Raw genomic sequence first — 17,776 nt, 5'->3', positions numbered from 1 at the left:
TTCGTGTGAATCCGGCCATCGGGCTTCTGGGGAGCAGACATGCGATCGATTCTTCGTGTCGCGCGAGCAGGCGCAATGTTGACCGTGGCCGCGATGGTCGTGGCCTGTGGATCCTCCGGGTCCTCGTCCGGCGGCCCGGTTGATGTCGGCGAGCCGCCGGTTTCCAAGTATGACCTTGCCAACGGCTGCTACCTGCTGCGGGCCGACAACCAGTACATCGGCCGCGACGGCACGGCGTTCGTCACTACCGCCGATGCGGCCGGGGCCGAACATTTCTTCATGCGCGCCGCCGGTCTGGGCCGGTACCTGTTCTATACCGCCGATGAAACGCTGCTGACGGCGAGCGGGTCGTCGATCAGCGCGGACACCTCACCGGCCGACGGCTCGGACTGGACGGTCGATGGCGGCAGTGGCCGATTCACGGCGACTACGCTGGAGCGGTCGCTGATGGTGGACGAGACCGGAACCCTGGTCCCGGGCGACACGCCGGCCCAGCTCAGCTTCGAGCCGACCACCGGCTGCACGCCCTATCCGTCCATGCCCGTCAATGTCGTCGGTGACACGTTCACGGGGCCGGCCGCTGGCGAGCCGGTCATCGGTTTCGCCGAGGTGCATGCCCACATGGGCATGGGGTCCGAGTTGTCCGATGGCAGCGGTGATGTCGGGCCATCCGCCGGCGGCGTCATGTACGGCCAGGCGATCAACCGCTTCGGTGCGCCCGAGGCGCTGAAGAACTGCGTTCTGATGCACGGCCCCAACGGCATTCTTAGCGCGGAGAACATCCTGCTGGATGCCGATCCGTTGCAGACTCACGACACCCAGGGCTGGCCGTCATTCATCGACTGGCCGAAGCAGGATTCCTTCCTCCACCAGCAGATGTACTACCGCTGGGTGGAGCGCGCCTACATGGCCGGGCTGCGGGTCATGGTGGTTCACGGCACGACCATCGAGGCGCTTTGCAACCTCGCTCGCGCCACTTACGGCGACAAGACCGCCGAATGCGTGGACATGGAAACCGGCACGCAGCAGGTCGCCTTCCTCTACGACATCGAGCAGTACATCGATGCCCAGGAAGGCGGTCCCGGCAAGGGCTGGTTCCGCATCGTCAAGACGCCGGCCGAGGCGCGTGAAATCATCGCCGACGGCAAGCTCGCGGTGATCCTGGGCCTGGAGTTCTCGAACATCTTCCACTGTCGCCTGACCTACAACCTCGACGGCAGCGAGAACAGCGACTGCACCCGTGAGGACATCGATCGCGAGATCGACGAGGCCTGGGATCTGGGCGTGCGTCAGGTCTTTCCGTTCCACGACGTGGACAGCGCCCTCGGCGGCGCCGGCATCTTCAGTTCGGTGCTGAACTACGTCGGCTTTCTGGACACCCGCGGCTTCTGGAAGACTTACGACTGCCCGGACGGCGGTGAGGGCGACACCTATTTCTACAACGCCGGCGCGGAGCTGGAAACCGGCGCGATCACCCAGTTCGGTGATCCCGTCACCCAGCTGCTGATGGACCTGACCCAGGGCCAGTTGCCGATCTATCCGCCGGGGCGCCAGTGCAACGCCAGGACGGTGACCGAGCTGGGCGAGTACGCCATCGACAAGATCATGAAGAAGGGCTTCGTGCTCGACATCGATCACGCCGAGCTTCTGAGCAAGCAGTACATGCTCGACAAGGGTGCGGCGCTGACGCCGAACTACCCCATGGTGTCCGGTCACGGTGGTCAGGGCGGCATCTCCAACGCCCAGGCCGAGCAGATCATCCGCCAGGGCGGCATCATCTATCCGGCGTTGCCCAACGGCGCGGACTTCGTCGAGTTCCTGGATCAGATCAAGCCGATCTGGGAGGCCTCCGGTACCGACCGGCCGTTGTCGGTTGGCTATGGCGCCGATGCCAACGGCTTGCGCACACTGCCGAGATCACGCGGTGCCGGCGCCGAGCCCATCGAGTATCCGTTCACCCTGTTCAGCGGAGATGGCTGGGGCCCGCAGTTCGCCGCCGCCGGCATCCGGCCGGTGCAGGTCGATGCCCTGTCCATTCCGGGTGGCAAGACCTGGATCATGGACGAGGAAGGCATGTCCAACTACGGTCTGGTCGCCGACATTGTTGAAGGGATTCGCATCGAGGGTGGACAGGACGCCGTCACCGCGTTGTACAACTCCGCCGAAACCTACCTGCAGCTCTGGGAGCAGACGCTGGTGGCCTCGGAATCGGCGCGCCAGCAGCCGTCGGAGTAGCGTTCGTCGGAGAATTCCGGTCGTGAGCTTCGCCGTCGGATGCTGAGCCGGCCAACACGCGCCGCCCGGGCGGGTCTTGGGCTGATCCTGTGCCTGCCGACCGTCGTCGCCGCGCACGGGTTCGGCCGCCTGTACAACCTGCCGGTCCCGTTCTGGCTATATGCCTGGGGCGCCACCGCGGTGCTAGTGGTGTCCTTTCTGATCGCGCTGTATTTCGTCGCCGTGCCCACGGTCGGATCGATGCGGCCGGCCCGCGATTTGACCGGGACCGTTTGGGCGCGCGGCCTGCGCCGTGCCCGCCCCGTCCTGCAAGGGTTCAGCGTGGCGCTGCTGCTGCTGACGATCGCCACGGCACTGGTTGGCAACCGTGATCCGTACCGTAACTTCAGCATGACGTTCTTCTGGGTCGTGATCGTGCTGGGGCTGACCTATGTCACGGCATTGATCGGCAACGTGTACGCCGTGCTGAACCCCTGGCGCGGGCTCGCGGCCGCACTGGGCCGCGGCTGGCCGGAGTTTGTGCGCGGGCGCGTCACCTACCACGAGCGGCTGGGCGACTGGCCGGCGCTGGTGCTGCTGCTCGGTTTCATCTGGTTCGAGCTGTTCGGCCGTGGCGTGCCGCGCCAGCTTGGCGGGTTGCTGCTGGCGTATACGGGGATCAACGTGCTTGGCGTCTGGCTGGTCGGAGTCCGGGCCTGGTTCGGCCATTGCGAGTTCTTCTCGGTGTACTTCCGCCACATCGGTCGCATGGCGCCGCTGGCGTTTCGGCGCGGCAATGGCGGGCAGCCGTCGCGCCTGCTGGGTCGCACGCCGCTGTCGGGTCTGGTGGACGAACGGCCGGAGCGGCTGAGCACCGTGGTGTTCATCATGGCGATGCTGTCGACCACCGCGTTCGACGGGCTGCGCGCCACCCAGTTCTGGGTGCGATTGTTCTGGAACGACCCGACCGGTTGGGTCGAGCAGCTGATCGGTACCCGTCCGATCGAGAACATCCTGCTGGCGCGTCAGTGGTACATCGGCTGGGAGACGCTTTGTCTGATCGCGTCACCGTTCATCTACTTCGGGGTCTACATGCTCTGCATCGCCGTGGCCAGGGCACTGACGCGCAGCGACCGCGGCCTGAGGGATCTGGCGCTGGATTTCGCCTACCCGCTGCTGCCGATCGCGCTGGTCTACCACATGACCCACTACGCCACCCTGCTGCTCACGCAGGGTCTGAAGATCGTCAGCCTGCTGTCCGACCCCTTCGGCTGGGGCTGGAACCTGTTCGGAACCGCGATGAAGCTCAGGGCGCCGTTTCTGCCGGACATGGCCTGGGTCTGGCACACGCAGGTCGCACTGATCCTGATCGGTCACGTGCTGGGGGTTTACGTCTCCCACCGTGTCGCCGTACGGGTGTTTCGCTCGCGCCGCGATGCCGCCGTCAGCCAGCTCGCGCTGCTGGTGTTGATGGTGATGCTCACCATCGCCGGGCTGTGGATTATCGCCCAGCCGCTGACCGTGGAACGGATGACCTGAAATTTGTTGCTCCGGTGTTGTAAGAAATCCGTCGGAGGACGGGACTATCACCGTAAATCCTCTGGAGCAATGCGATGGAATCGGTGGAATTGATCGTCAAGTTTCTGATGCTGGGTGGTTTCATCACGTTGATGATGTGGCTGGACCGCCGCTTCGACTGGCGTATCGATGACTGGGCCTGCGGGATGGGCCGCGACAACCGGGACGACAGCGAGACCACGGCATTGCGCGAGCGCATCGCGTCGCTGGAGGCCGTGGTCGCCGACCGCGACTGGCAGCTGGATCAGGAATTCGACGCCCTGCAGCGCCGCAGCACCGGGTCGGCCTAAGGAGCTTCCTTCAGGCGTTGCGTCAGCGCGCCGATGAGAATGGACCGACAGCCGGCGATCACGCTCTCCTCCGGCTGGCGGTAGCCGCCCATGGCCCAGGCGCCGGCCGCGTAGATCACCGCTCCGATCAGCGACTGACCGAATATGGCGTTGTCCTCGTTCGGTTCGGCGAGGCTGGGTTCCAGCGATGCCGTCGCGGCCATGAGCAGCCCGGCAAACTCCACAACGGTTCGCATGTAGAGCGCCGTGATCTCGTCGCTGACGCCCAGCACCTCCGAGATCATGATGCGGGCGTTACGCGGATCACGCATGAAGCGGAAAAACGCCCGAAGTCCTGCCTCGCTGCGGGCCTCGATGCTGGCGTCGGTACCGTCCATCGCCGTGACCAGGGCCTGTTTCAGTTGCTCGCTGACCTGCGAGTAAACCGCCAGCAGCAGGCCCTCCGTGCTGCCGAACAGCTGATAGAAGTATCGGTCGGTATACCCCGCATGCTTGCACACGGCCCGGACCGTCGCGGCCCGGTAGCCCTCGGTGCCGATCAACTCGAAACCGGCATCCACGAACGCCTTGCGCCGTTCGGCCATGCGGTCTTCGTGACTTTGTCCCCCGTAGACCCGGCGGGGGCGGGCTGCTGCATTCATCATCACATTTGACGACACTTGTCCTCAGAAGTAAAGTGACGACATTCGTCTTCACATAGCGGGTTTTCGATGAAACAGTTCAAGGGCAAGGTCGCCGCCATCACCGGCGCGGGTTCGGGTATTGGTCGTGCGCTGGCACTCAACCTGGCACGGGCAGGCGTTGATCTGGCGCTCAGCGATATCAACGCCGAAAACCTGCTGGAAACGGCCAGGCTCGCGGAGGCCGCCGGTGCGACCGTGACGACCACGACGCTGGATGTCGCCGATCGGGACGCGGTGTTTGCCTGGGCCGAGGACATCGTCGCAAACCATGGTCGCGTCAACCTGTTGTTCAACAACGCCGGCGTCGCGCATGCCGCCGCGGCGGAAACCGCATCGCTGGACGACTTCCAGTGGCTGATGAACATCAACTTCTGGGGCGTCGTTCACGGCACGCAGGCCTTTCTGCCGCATCTGCGCGCATCCGGTGAGGGTCACATCGTCAATCTGTCCAGCCTGTTCGGGCTGGTGGGCATGCCCACCCAGGCGACCTACTGCGCCGCCAAGTTCGCGGTTCGCGGGTACACCGAGACGCTGCGCATGGAACTGGACATGGAAGGCGCACCGGTGAGCGCGACCTGTGTTCATCCGGGTGGTGTGGCGACCGGAATCAATCAGTCCGGTCGCATCGACGACAGCGTGACCCGCCTGACCGGCGACTCGGTCGAGTCCCACAAGCGCATGGCCGAGAAGATGATTCAGACCACCACGCCGGATCGCGCGGCCGAGATCATTCTGAACGCGGTCAAGCGCAACGCCCGCCGCGTGGTGGTAGGCCCGGACGCCCGGGCCCTGGACAAGATCGCCCGCCTGCTGGGGTCCGGCTACCAGTCGCTGATCCTGCGTCGGTACCCACGCAAGGACCCCGCGGCCGCCGTGTCCACGGAGAGCGCTCGTGGCATTTGACGGCAGCCAGTCCAGCGCGATGCGCGACCTCGATGTGCTGATCGTCGGTGCCGGCCTGTCCGGCATCGATGCCGCGTACCGGTTGCAGACCGAATGCCCGGACAAGACCTACGCCATCGTCGAGGCGCGTGACGCCATCGGCGGGACCTGGGATCTGTTCCGCTACCCGGGCATCCGCTCGGATTCGGACATGAGCACGCTGGGCTTTCCCTTCGAGCCCTGGGACAGCGATGTCAGCATCGCCGACGGCGAATCGATCCGCCGCTACATCCAGGACACCGCGGCCAAGTACGGCATCGACCGGAGCATCCGTTTCGGCCATCGCGTGACCAAGGCTGACTGGTGCTCCGAATCCTCGCGCTGGACGGTGACCTGCGCGACGGACGGAACCGAGCAGGTGTTCACCTGTCGCTTTCTCTATGCCTGTTCGGGTTACTACGACTACCAGGCCGGCTATCTGCCGAGTTTCCCGCATGTCGAGGACTACCAGGGTCTGCGGGTCCATCCGCAGCACTGGCCCGAGGACCTGGACATCACGGGCAAGCGCATCGTCGTCATCGGCAGCGGCGCCACGGCCATCACGCTGGTGCCGTCGCTGGTGGAGGACGCCGAGCACGTCACCATGCTTCAGCGCTCGCCGACCTTCGTCGTCAACCTGCCGCGTATCGACGCGATGGCGGGCAAGCTGCGTCGGTATCTGCCCAAGCGGACAGCCGGTTCGCTGACCCGCTGGAAGAACATCGCGCTGAGCATGTACTTCTATCAGTACGCGCGCCGGCGCCCGGATGACACGCGCTCCAAGCTGCTGCACTTCGCGCAGAAGCAGCTTGGCAGCGGGGTCGATGCGGCCACGCATTTCAATCCCAGCTACAAGCCCTGGGATCAGAGGCTCTGCATCGCTCCGGGCGGGGACTTGTTCCGCGCGCTGCGCAAGGGCCAGGCCTCCATCGTCACCGACCACATCGAGCGGTTCACGCCCACGGGCATCCGCACGCGATCCGGCCAGGACATCGAGGCCGACATTGTCGTGACCGCGACGGGTCTGGTGATCCAGCTGTTCGGCGGTGCATCGCTGAGCGTGGATGGCGAGCCAGTCAACACGGCCGACAAGCTGATCTACAAGGGCATGATGCTCGACGGCGTGCCGAACTTCGCCTTCGCCTTCGGCTATACCAATGCCTCGTGGACGCTGAAATGCGATCTGACCGCCCAGTATGTCTGCCGGCTGCTCAAGCGGATGGACAAGCGAGGCGCGAACGTTTGCCTGCCGGAGCGCGGGGAATCGGTCGAGCCGGAGCTGATGGTCGATCTGGACGCCGGTTATATCCAGCGCGCCCGGGGGGTGATGCCGCAGCAGGGCAGCGAGGCGCCCTGGCGCGTGCATCAGAACTACATTCTGGACCTTGCGGCGACACGGCTGAGCCGGATCGAGGACGGCACGATGCGGTTATATCCGGCGTCATCGGAGCGGAAAACGATGGCCGCGCCGACACGCGAGGTGGCCTGACACCGTGTGAGATCGGCGGCGGAGCGTGGCGTGACCTGATTCGTGGTCGCGTTACGATGCGGACCGCTCCATGGCGGTCGCTTGAATGCCCGAGTTCTATTCGCTGGTCAAAACGCTGCACGTCACCACCGTGCTCCTGTCGGGCGCGTTGTTCGTGCTCCGTGGGTTGCTGATGCTGGGCGATTCCGCCTGGAGCCGGCAACCCGGTCTGAAGCGCCTGACCTACGCCAACGACAGCGTGCTGCTTCTCGCCGGACTCGTGTTGATGTGGATCACGCGTCAATCGCCGATCACGTCGTCATGGCTGGCCGTGAAGCTCACATTGCTGCTGGTCTACATCGGTTTGGGAATCTGGGCGCTACGCAAGGGGCGCAGCCGGCGTCATCGTGCGACGTTCTTCGTCGCGGCGATTGCGACCTATCTGTTCATGCTGTCCATTGCTCTGACCCGGCACCCGCTTGGCGTGCTCTCACTACCCGGTTGGGTGTAGATCGGCCGGAACGCCGTGAGTTGACTCATCCAGAGCTGTCTTCGTCGGGCGCCTGCTCACGACGATGCTGATCCAGCCGATGTTTCGTCCGCTCCGACTGCGCGTCATCACGCTGCCGCTGTTCCTTCGTGCGCCCGAACCGGACCCGGTTCTCCGCCGCTTGGGTCGCGGCATCTTCACGTGCCTTGCGCTTGCGAAACTTGTTGAGGTTGCTGACCTTGCCCATTCGATGACCGGATGCACGCCAGGGGATACGCCGAGGCGGAACGCGCTCTGACCAGAGGTCGCAACCATCCGCGCCGCCAGGCGCAAGTCTACGAGGGTTTGGGGCCGGCGGCATGCCGGATGCCATCCCCCGCGGTGACGTTCGGGAACCGGGCCGCCTCGACTCCCCTTGGGAGAAATGACGGCATTTCCGCCGTTTTCGAGCGCCTCGCCGGATTTACTACCCAAAAGGTAGCAATCTGCGTGGCCTTGGTTCATGCTCGTGCCGTTCTGCACAGATCAAACCTTTAAATGCGGAATTGCACGGAAACCACCAACAACTGACGTGCGTTCCCGGAAAGTGGCGTCCACCGGATGGAGGCCAAGGGGTAGTTGCCGATGTCTGGGGATCCGGGTCACGGCCGAGAGTCGTCCGCCGACGGCGTTGACTACGCACGGCAACTCGACGATGTGCTGGCAGAGCTTCGGCGGTATCGGCGTGGCGTTCTGCGGGCCACTGGCGTGGTCGCGCTGTTCTTCGTGCTGACGGTGTGTCTCGCCCTGGTCGCCAGGACGCGGACGGCGGGCGCGCTGACCACGTCCACCGAAGTCGTCAATACCATGGGAAAGCAGCGCTGGCATGCGGCCGAACTGGGCTGGCGGCGCAAGTTTCGTGTCTGCGCGCCGCCCAGCGCCGCCTCGATGGATCGCCTTTCGTCCAGCGAGAGCGAGATGATGCAGGAATTGGTCACCGCGCAATCGACGATCGTGCAGCAGGGAAACCGTGCGGCACGCCTCCGGGAAGTCGCGAGTCTCACGGAAGGTCATGTCAATTTCCTGCTCCAGGAACCCGGCACCTGCTCGGCGGACTACCTGCAGGAAGTCGCGCGCCGCACCGATCAGCTAATCGCCGCCTATGACGCGCAGGTCGACACCGAGGTGGCGGCATACAAGGAGCAGATCGAGCACTTTCAGCTGACCGCAACCATCAACGCGCTGCTGACCATCTTCGGACTGACGGTGCTGATCCTGCTGGCCATCGTGCCCAGCAGACGGCGCTTCGCGGGAGCCATCGAACCTCTCAACAAGGTCGCGCAGCAACTCCAGCGCATGGCCGACAAGCTCCGGGCGCGCTCGCTGGAGGTCGAGGCGCTCCGGGGCGAGGTCGACGCCGCCGGCAACGCCAAGGACGCGTTCCTGGCGATGATGAGCCACGAGATCCGTACGCCAATGAATGGGATCGTGGCCACCGCGGACCTGCTCTCGCGGGAGCCCATGCCGGCCGAGGCGACACGGCTGGTGCACCTGATCCAGCGATCGGGCGAGTCGTTGCTGACGGTGATCAACGATGTCCTGGATTTCTCCAAAATCCAGTCCGGCCAGATGGCGCGGGAAGTCATCAGCTTTGATCTGGAATCACTGGTTCATGACCAGGTGGCGACCATGCAGGGTTTCGCCTCGCAGCGGCGCGTCGAGCTGCACAGCTTCGTGGCGCCGGAGCTGCCGGCGCTGGTCGGGGGGGATCTGGCCAAGATTCGCCAGATTCTGAGCAATCTGATCACCAACGCGATCAAGTTCTCGGCGGGTCAGCGGTATCAGGTTGGCATGGTGCTGGTCACCGTGGATTGCGGGGAGATGACCGACCAGACGGTGCCCGTGACCATTCACGTGCGCGATAACGGGATCGGGATGTCGCAGGAACAGCAGCAGCAACTGTTTCGTCCCTTTACCCAGCTGGACACCTCGACCAGTCGCCGATTCGGGGGTACCGGTCTCGGGCTGAGTATCGTGTCGCGCCTGGTCGAATTGCTGGGCGGCACCATTCGCGTGCAATCGACGCAGGGTGCCGGCAGCGTGTTCTCGGTGGCCCTGCCGCTGGCAACGGTGGACACCTCACCCGCGATTCCGCCGGAGTGCCGCCTGGACGGCGCCGCGGTGGCGATCGTGTCGATACGGGATACGCTGCTGGACTATGCATCACGTTATGTCGCCCACGCTGGTGGCGTGCCGGTGAATTGCGACTCGATACCGCGACTGCGATCGGCCCTGAACGCGCCGGCCGGCCCCCCCGTCAATCACGTGATCATCGACAGCGAATTGCCGAATCACGATCAGATTTTCGAATGGCTGCGCGACCGCTCCCCGTCGGACCCGAAGGGCATGGCCACGGTCGCGTTGCGTGTGCTCAGCGGCGAGGAGCCGCGGCGGGAGGACAACGGCGTGGTTGCCTGTCCGAGCAACCCGTTACGGCAGTCCACGCTGCTGTACGCGCTGGCCATCGCTGACGGTCGCATCAATGGCAGCGCGCCCGCTAAGGCGCATGCGGAAGCGCTGCCAGCATCGCGCCGCTCGCTGCTGACCCAGGACCAGGCCGAGGCCGCCGGCAGCCTGGTTCTGCTGGCGGAAGACAACAAGATCAATCAGGAAGTCATCGTGCGGCAGCTGGCCTCGCTCGGTTACACGGCGATCGTCGCCGATGACGGACAGAACGCGTACGAGATCTGGAGCCGGCGACGGATCGCGCTGCTGCTGACCGATCTGCACATGCCCAGGGTGGACGGATTCACGCTGACGACGATGATTCGGAGCGCCGAAGCCGGTGCGTCACGGCGTACGCCGATCATCGCGATCACCGCGGCGACGATATCCGGCGAGCGGGAGGCCTGCATCGACACGGGCATGGACGGCTTCGTGAGCAAGCCGGTTGCGATCGGCGCGCTGAAGCAGTTGATGGAAAAGTGGCTGCCGGGTGACACCGAGGATGAGCCGCCACCGATGGGCGACTCGCCGCCGCGGCAGCCGGCGCCGGGGAACGACACGGCGGCGCCGCCGGTCGTAGATGTCGCGGCCGCCAGGGCCGCGATCGGGGACGACCCGGTGTTTCATCGTCAGCTCTGCGAGAGCTACCTGAAGCAGCTCGAGTCCACGATCGATGAATTGCGGGCGGCGCTCACGCTCAAGCCACCCGATCCGAACACGATCAAGCAGGTTGCCCACGGCTCCAAATCGGCGGCCGCGAGCGTGGCGGCGATTCGTCTCCGTGACCTGCTCGAACAGATTGAACACGCCGCGGATGCCGGTGACATGGACCGTATCGGGCCACTGGTTGGGCAACTGCCGGAGGCGAAAGACCAATTGAAGGACTGGATAAGGACACAGTCATGACCAACGGCGTGGGCGGCCAGGGTTCGGCAAAGGCGTCAACGGGTGGCGTGCTGGTGGTGGAGGATAACGAGATCACCCAGCAGGTGCTGACGCGGGCGCTGCATGAAATCGGCGTGGACGAGGTGCGATGCTGCCTGAACGGGGCGGAAGCGCTGTCCGTGGTCGCGGATCATCCCGGTGACATCAACACCATTCTCTGCGATCTGAACATGCCCAACATGGACGGTCTGGAGTTCGTGCGCCGGCTGGCGGATCTCAGGTTCGCCGGGGGTGTGATCCTCGTGTCCGGAGAGCGCCGGGCGATTCTCGACACCGCGGGGCGGCTCGCCCGAAGCCACCGGCTGCATCTCCTGGGCGTATTGCAGAAGCCCGTGACGCAGGCCGATCTGAGGAGGATGTTCCGGCGGGCGGAGCAGGAGGCGCGTACGCCCAGGCACTTCGGTGCCCGTTCCAGCTTCCGGCCGACGGCGGACGATCTCAGACACGCGCTGGAGCAGGGTCATGTCTATCCCGTGTACCAGCCCAAGGTGCGGCTGGACGATCGCACGATCGGCGGTGTGGAGGCGTTGGCGCGCTGGAAACATCCAACCTACGGCCATGTCTCACCGGGCGTGTTCGTTCCGCTGGCCGAGGCGGCCGGCCTGATCAATGAACTGACGTTGGCGATCGTGTCGCAGGGCGTCGACGACATGGCCGACTGGGCGACGCGCGGTTATCGCGTGGATACCTCGTTCAACATGTCCATGCAGATACTCAACCTCGGTGATGGCGACGCGGGCGACGCGGTTGTCCGCAAGTTGCTGGACATTCTCGACAAGCAGCACATCCAGCCGGAAGCCGTTTACCTGGAGGTGACGGAGTCACGCATCGCCGCGGACGCCAAGGCCGCCATGGAGCTGCTCAGCCGGATTGCGCTGCGCGGGTTCAGCCTGTCCATCGACGATTTCGGCACCGGCTATTCCAACCTGCAGAAGCTGCAGGACCTGCCGTTCTCCGAACTCAAGCTCGACCGCTCCTTCGTGGTCGAGGCGATGGTCAGCGACCGGGGCCGGGCGATCCTGGAATCCACGGTGCATCTGGCCAAGCAGCTGGAGCTGACCATCACCGCCGAAGGCGTGGAAACCCAGGACCAGCTCGCGCTGGTCGAGGCGATTGGCTGCGATCTGGTCCAGGGGTTTTATTTCGCCCGTCCCATGGACAGCGACTCACTGATGACCTGGATGGACGGATGGTCGGCTCGAAGCCTCGCCAACCGCTGAAGTCCTACGCCGTGATGTCGCCCTCGCCCTGCCGGCTCACGAACTCGGCGATGCCGTCGACGCCGAAATCCTCGCTGCGGAGGGCTTCCAGCCGGAGTTGCAGCGATTGCCGGCGGCCAGCGGACGTCCGGATCACGTCGAGGATGACCGTCTCCTCGCGGCCGGTCAGCAAATCCTCGCAGGCGGCCGCGTAGTCGGCCAGGGGTTCGGTCTCAATCACCCGGTGCATGGATCGCCCTACCAGTGGGAAGCCGGTCGTATCGAGGCCGTAGACGTTGCTGGCCGCGGCATTGATCAGCACGACATGCCGCTCGGCATCAAGCACCACGCAGGGGATCGGCGCCTTCGCGACGGCAGCTTCCAGCCGGTCCCGGTAGCGCGCCGTGTGTTCGGCGGTTTCGCGACTCCAGATGGCACCGCCGAACACCTGGGTCTGCGCGCGAACCAGCGAGTCGCGGTCGGACAGTGCCGCGCCCCACATCTCGATGGATCGCGTGTCTCCGCTTGGCAGCACGACGCGGAAGCTCTGACGGAACGGCGCAACGTCCTCGATCGCGGTTTCCATGGCGCGGTAGACGCGAGACCGGTCATCCTTGTGCAGAAAACCGCAGAACGTCTCCCGGGTGCTGATGCGCTGATGCACGTCGTCGATGCCCAGCACTCTGGAGAACTTGTCCGAGTTCCAGAAGAAGCCTGTTGCGATATCCCAGGACCAGAACGCGATGTCAGGGGCAAATTCCAGGATGTCCATGAGGTGCGCGAGCCCCCGGGCCTCGTCATTGATGGAGCTCGCGCGCGCGATCGCGTCCCGGCGGTCGTGGATGTCCTGAATGGACCCGGTCATGCGGTAGGCTCGCCCGTCCGCGCCTCGCAACGCCTCGCCGCGTGACCGGAACCAGCGGTATTCGCCGGATCGCGTGCGCAGCCGGAACTCGATGTCGAAGCCGGTTTCCTCGCGGGGCAGTGCCCCCATCCGAGCCAGCACCTCCTGCGCCTCCGCCGGGTGGAGGCGGTCTTGTATGCCCGGGAAATTCGACGGGAATCCATCGTCTTCCGGGTATCCGAGCAGTGCGAGAAACCGTGGGGAGAACCAGGTTTCGCCGGACTCGATGTCCCAGTCCCACAGGCCGTCTCGGCCACCACTCACGGCAAGGCTCACCCGCTCCAGCGCCTTGGCCAGCACCGCCTCGTCGTCGGTCAGAGGGCGCAGAATTCCGGTGATCGTCGCCTCCGACGCCGTGGTGCGATCGACGGCTTCTGCCTGCATCCACATGCCCAGTCTGTCGCCATTGCTGCGATGAATGCTCAGCGGCAGGGCGAAGGCGGTACCGTGCTCCAGGTGCTGCTTGACCGCCCGCCTGACGGCCGACTGATCGTTCGGAGCAAGCCGCGCATACAGCGCGGTATCGGTCCACGATGTGGAGCCGAGCCCGATTTCCGAGGACAGCCGCGGTGTGAGCTGCAGCGTGTCGTCATGCCAGGTGAATGCCCAGGACGCCCTGTCCGACAGGTCGCCATCCTCCCGGGTCTGACGGTAGGCCTGGAACGTCAGTGCAACCAGCAGGATCGCCAGAATGACCAACGCCTCGGTGACCAGCGGCGGTGGCGCCTGACCGGCGTATTCGCGGAACAGGATCACGCCGGCAACGGCCAATACCAGGGCCGCGAGCGCGGGCAGAATCGGCGAGTCGTTCAGCCGCATCGGCTGACGCCGGCTTGGAACGGCAAGCGGCGGAACACGACGGCAGCAGCGGCCAAAATGGTTCGGGCGTTCCCTCGCTCCGGGCCGACAACGCCAGTGACTGGATGTCTGGTCATTGAATCTGTCGAGTCCCCCCACCCGGACAGATGGCCGATCAAGTCAGTCTAGTCGAGCGCCTTTCGGGATGCCACAGGCCACAGATGGCCACGTGCTTCCGTCAATCCTCCGGCTCGTACCCCAGATTCGGCCCCAGCCACTGCTCGGCGGTGGCCAGGTCCCAGCCCTTGCGCTTGGCGTAGTCCTCGACCTGGTCCTTGCCCACTCGGCCGACGACGAAGTAGCGGGAGTCCGGGTGCGAGTAGTACCAGCCTGAGACCGAGGCGCCGGGCCACATGGCGCGGGATTCGGTGAGCTGGATGCCGATTTCCGACTCGACGTCGAGCAGCTTCCACAGGGTGTCCTTCTCCGTGTGCTCGGGGCAGGCCGGGTAGCCGGGCGCCGGACGGATGCCCTGATACTTTTCCGCGATCAGGTCCTCGTTGCTCATCGACTCGTTGGGCTGGTAACCCCACAGTTCGGTGCGGACCCGCTTGTGCAGATGTTCGGCGAAGGACTCGGCCAGCCGATCCGCCAGGGCTTCGAGCATGATGGCCGAATAATCGTCGTGAGCATCCTTGAAGCGCTGGACGTGCGCCTCAATGCCATCCCCCGTTGTCACCGCGAAACCGCCGACCCAGTCGGCGAGGCCCGAACCCGCCGGCGCGACGAAGTCCCCGAGGCAGTGATTCGGCACCCCGGCGCGGTGCTCGGATTGCTGACGCAGGTTCAGCAGCCTGCAGCGTTCGGTCTCGCGGGATTCGTCGGTGTAGACGATCACGTCGTCGCCATCCGCATTGGCCGGGAAGAAGCCGCAGATGCCGTGCGCCTGAATCCAGCCCTCGTCGACGATCTTCTTCAGCATCGCCTGGGCGTCGTCGAACAGCTTGCGTGCCTCGGGGCCCTTGGTCGGGTCGTTGAGGATCTCCGGGTACTTGCCCTTCATTTCCCAGGCGATGAAGAACGGCGTCCAGTCGATGGTGTCGATCAGCGTCTCGATCGGATAGTCGCGCAACACGGTCACGCCGGGCTCCAGCGGCTTCGGCGGCGTGTAGGCTGACCAGTCGCAGGACCAGGCGTTGGCGCGGGCCGCCGGCAGCTTCAGCAGCTTCTGCTTCGACTTGCCGCTGTGGCGGGCGCGAATCTTGTCGAACTCGGTGGTGATCTCGGCGGCAAAGTCGGCCTTCTGCTCCGAAAGCAGCTTGGCGGCGACGCCGACGGCGCGTGAGGCGTCCTTCACCCAGACGACCGGTTCGTCGTAGGCCTTGTCGATCTTCACGGCCGTGTGCGCCCGCGACGTGGTCGCACCGCCGATCAGCAGCGGCTGCTTCATGCCGCGTCGCTGCATCTCGCTGGCGACATAGACCATCTCGTCCAGCGATGGCGTGATCAGGCCGGAGAGCCCGACGATGTCGGCATTCTCCTTCTGCGCGGTATCGAGAATGGTGTCGGCCGAAACCATGACGCCCAGATCGACCACCTCGAAGTTGTTGCAGCCGAGCACGACGCCGACGATGTTCTTGCCGATGTCGTGGACATCGCCCTTCACCGTGGCGAGCACGATCTTGCCCGCGGACTCGCGCCCGCCCTCGGCCTTCTCCGCTTCGATGAACGGAATCAGGTGGGCCACGGCCTTCTTCATCACGCGGGCCGACTTGACCACCTGCGGCAGGAACATCTTGCCCGCGCCGAACAGGTCGCCAACGACGTTCATGCCGTCCATCAGCGGCCCTTCGATCACATGCAGCGGCCGTTCGGCGCGCTGCCGGGCCTCCTCGGTGTCCTCGACCACGTAGGCGTCGATGCCACGGACCAGCGCGTGTTCCAGCCGCTTCTCCACCGGCTGTTCGCGCCAGGCCAGGTCATCCTTCTTTTCCTTGGCCTTGCCGTCGCCGCGGAAGCGCTCGGCGGCCTCCAGCAGGCGTTCGGTGGCGTCCGGCCGGCGGTTGAGAATCACGTCCTCGATCAGGTCGCGCAGTTCGGGGGCCAGATCGTCATAGATGTCGAGCTGGCCGGCGTTGACGATGCCCATGTCCATGCCGGCGGCGATGGCGTGGTACAGGAACACCGAATGCATGGCCCGGCGCACCGGTTCGTTGCCGCGGAACGAGAACGACACGTTCGACAGGCCACCGGAGATGTGACAGTGCGGGCAGGACTGGCGAATGCGGCGGGTCGCCTCGATGAAGTCCACGGCGTAGTTGTTGTGTTCCTCGATCCCGGTCGCGACAGCGAAGATGTTGGGGTCGAAGATGATGTCCTCGGCCGGGAAACCGACCGTTTCCGTCAGCACCTTGTACGCGCGCTCGCAGATCTCGACCTTGCGATCCTCGGTGTCGGCCTGCCCCGTCTCGTCGAAGGCCATGACCACGACGGCGGCGCCGTAGTCCATGCACAGCTGTGCCTGTTCGATGAACTTGTCCTCGCCTTCCTTCAGCGAGATGGAGTTGACGATGCACTTGCCCTGGGCGCATTGCAGGCCCGCCTCGATCACCTCCCATTTGGAGCTGTCGATCATGATCGGCACGCGGGCGATGTCGGGCTCACCGGCGATCAGGTTCAGGAAGGTGCGCATGGCCTGGACCGAGTCCAGCATGCCCTCGTCCATGTTGACGTCGATAATCTGCGCGCCGTTCTCGACCTGGTCCCGGGCCACATCCAGCGCGGTGGCGTAGTCGCCCTCCTTGATCAGGCGCTTGAAGCGGGCGGAGCCGGTGACATTGGTGCGTTCGCCGACGTTGACGAAAGTTGCTGTTGATTTCATTGCTTTTCGATGTGGTTCAGGCGGCGACCGTGAAGGGTTCCAGGCCGGACAGGCGCATGGCGGGGTCCAGCGACGCGGGCTTGCGCGGCGCCTTGCCGGCCACCGCTCCGGCGATCGCGGCGATGTGCTCCGGGGTGGAGCCGCAGCAGCCGCCCACCAGATTCACCAGACCGGACTCGGCCCATTCGCCGACGTATTCGGCCATGTCCTCCGGCTCCAGATCGTACTCGCCGAACTCGTTCGGCAGGCCGGCATTCGGGTAGGCCAGCGTGTAGCCCTCGGCGATCCGGGCCATCTCGGCGACGTACTGGCGCAGCGCGTCAGGGCCAAGCGCGCAGTTCAGCCCGATCGCCAGCGGGCGGGCATGGCGCATGGAGTTGTAGAACGCCTCGGTGGTCTGGCCGGACAGGGTGCGGCCCGACGCGTCGGTGATGGTGCCGGAGATCAACAGCGGGATATCCACGCCACGTTCGCGCAGCAGTCGCTTGCAGGCGAAGATCGCCGCCTTGGCGTTGAGCGTGTCGAAGATCGTCTCGATCAGCAGTCCGTCGACGCCGCCGTCCAGCAGGCCGGTCGCCGCTTCCTTGTAGGCCACGACCAGTTCGTCGAAGGTCACGTTGCGCTTGCCGGGGTCGTTCACGTCGGGCGAGATCGATGCCGTGCGATTGGTCGGGCCGATGGCTCCGAGCACAAAGCGCGGCTTGTCCGCGGTGCTGCGGGCCTCGGCGGCCTCGCGGGCCAGTTCGGCCGAGACCTTGTTCAGTTCGTAGGCCAGTGACTCCATGCCGTAGTCGGCCTGGGCGATCGTCGTCGCCGAAAACGTGTTGGTCTCGACGATGTCCGAGCCGGCGTCCAGATACTGACCGTGAATCTCGCGGATGATGTCGGGCTGAGTCAGCGACAACAGGTCGTTGTTGCCCT

Annotated in this window: 11 protein-coding genes and 1 pseudogene; 8 read left to right on the top strand and 4 right to left on the bottom strand. The window is 65.1% G+C overall.

Annotated elements, in window-relative coordinates; genetic code table 11:
* Nucleotides 1-39: 39 nt before the first annotated feature.
* The 3 genes from ABNS06_RS14830 (at nucleotide 40) to ABNS06_RS14820 (ending at nucleotide 4,082) form a co-directional block, all read left to right on the top strand.
* Nucleotides 40-2,235, top strand: a complete 2,196-nt coding sequence (locus tag ABNS06_RS14830; protein ID WP_348675369.1) for a hypothetical protein — start codon at nucleotides 40-42, stop codon at nucleotides 2,233-2,235.
* 39 nt (nucleotides 2,236-2,274) lie between these two features.
* Nucleotides 2,275-3,753: a hypothetical protein gene (locus tag ABNS06_RS14825; RefSeq protein ID WP_348675368.1), complete on the top strand. Its 1,479-nt coding sequence runs from the start codon at nucleotides 2,275-2,277 to the stop codon at nucleotides 3,751-3,753.
* A 74-nt stretch (nucleotides 3,754-3,827) separates the two neighbouring features.
* Entirely contained in the window at nucleotides 3,828-4,082 is a 255-nt protein-coding gene (locus ABNS06_RS14820) for a hypothetical protein (RefSeq protein ID WP_348675367.1), read from the top strand.
* On the opposite strand, the gene ABNS06_RS14815 is transcribed toward ABNS06_RS14820, so the two are convergent.
* Nucleotides 4,079-4,666: a TetR/AcrR family transcriptional regulator gene (locus tag ABNS06_RS14815; protein WP_348675366.1), complete on the bottom strand. Its 588-nt coding sequence runs from the start codon at nucleotides 4,664-4,666 to the stop codon at nucleotides 4,079-4,081. The genes ABNS06_RS14820 and ABNS06_RS14815 overlap by 4 nt on opposite strands.
* 126 nt (nucleotides 4,667-4,792) lie before the next feature.
* On the opposite strand from ABNS06_RS14815, the gene ABNS06_RS14810 reads away from it, so the two are divergent.
* From ABNS06_RS14810 to ABNS06_RS14800, 3 genes are all read left to right on the top strand, one after another.
* Nucleotides 4,793-5,668 carry an SDR family oxidoreductase gene (locus ABNS06_RS14810; protein ID WP_348675365.1) on the top strand — a complete coding sequence of 292 codons (876 nt, stop codon included), beginning with the start codon at nucleotides 4,793-4,795 and terminating at the stop codon, nucleotides 5,666-5,668.
* A complete protein-coding gene (locus ABNS06_RS14805) occupies nucleotides 5,658-7,175 on the top strand; it encodes an NAD(P)/FAD-dependent oxidoreductase (RefSeq protein WP_348675364.1) in 1,518 nt (505 codons plus the stop codon). The genes ABNS06_RS14810 and ABNS06_RS14805 overlap by 11 nt, the downstream gene beginning before the upstream one ends.
* Nucleotides 7,176-7,260: 85 nt before the next feature.
* Entirely contained in the window at nucleotides 7,261-7,665 is a 405-nt protein-coding gene (locus ABNS06_RS14800) for a SirB2 family protein (protein WP_348675363.1), read from the top strand.
* Between the two features lie 25 nt (nucleotides 7,666-7,690).
* Here ABNS06_RS14800 and ABNS06_RS14795 read toward each other — a convergent pair whose 3' ends face one another.
* Nucleotides 7,691-7,891 (bottom strand): DUF4169 family protein, encoded by a 201-nt coding sequence (locus tag ABNS06_RS14795; RefSeq protein WP_348675362.1) that lies wholly within the window; start codon nucleotides 7,889-7,891, stop codon nucleotides 7,691-7,693.
* Between the two features lie 377 nt (nucleotides 7,892-8,268).
* On the opposite strand from ABNS06_RS14795, the gene ABNS06_RS14790 reads away from it, so the two are divergent.
* Both ABNS06_RS14790 and ABNS06_RS14785 read left to right on the top strand, forming a co-directional pair.
* On the top strand, nucleotides 8,269-11,034 hold the full coding sequence (locus tag ABNS06_RS14790) for an ATP-binding protein (RefSeq protein WP_348675361.1): 2,766 nt from the start codon (nucleotides 8,269-8,271) through the stop codon (nucleotides 11,032-11,034).
* Nucleotides 11,031-12,293: an EAL domain-containing response regulator gene (locus tag ABNS06_RS14785; RefSeq protein WP_348675360.1), complete on the top strand. Its 1,263-nt coding sequence runs from the start codon at nucleotides 11,031-11,033 to the stop codon at nucleotides 12,291-12,293. Before ABNS06_RS14790 ends, ABNS06_RS14785 begins: the two co-directional genes overlap by 4 nt.
* Before the next feature lie 4 nt (nucleotides 12,294-12,297).
* Here the strand turns inward: ABNS06_RS14785 and ABNS06_RS14780 are convergent, their stop codons facing one another.
* Nucleotides 12,298-13,995: a PAS domain-containing protein gene (locus tag ABNS06_RS14780; protein WP_348675359.1), complete on the bottom strand. Its 1,698-nt coding sequence runs from the start codon at nucleotides 13,993-13,995 to the stop codon at nucleotides 12,298-12,300.
* A gap of 217 nt (nucleotides 13,996-14,212) precedes the next feature.
* Nucleotides 14,213-17,776: pseudogene (metH, locus tag ABNS06_RS14775) on the bottom strand (methionine synthase); the annotation flags it as partial.

The sequence above is a fragment of the uncultured Abyssibacter sp. genome (genome assembly GCF_964000955.1).
Classification (GTDB): domain Bacteria; phylum Pseudomonadota; class Gammaproteobacteria; order Nevskiales; family OUC007; genus Abyssibacter.
Note: the sequence above shows the minus strand (reverse complement) of the source record. Positions and strands in the feature narration are given on the sequence as shown.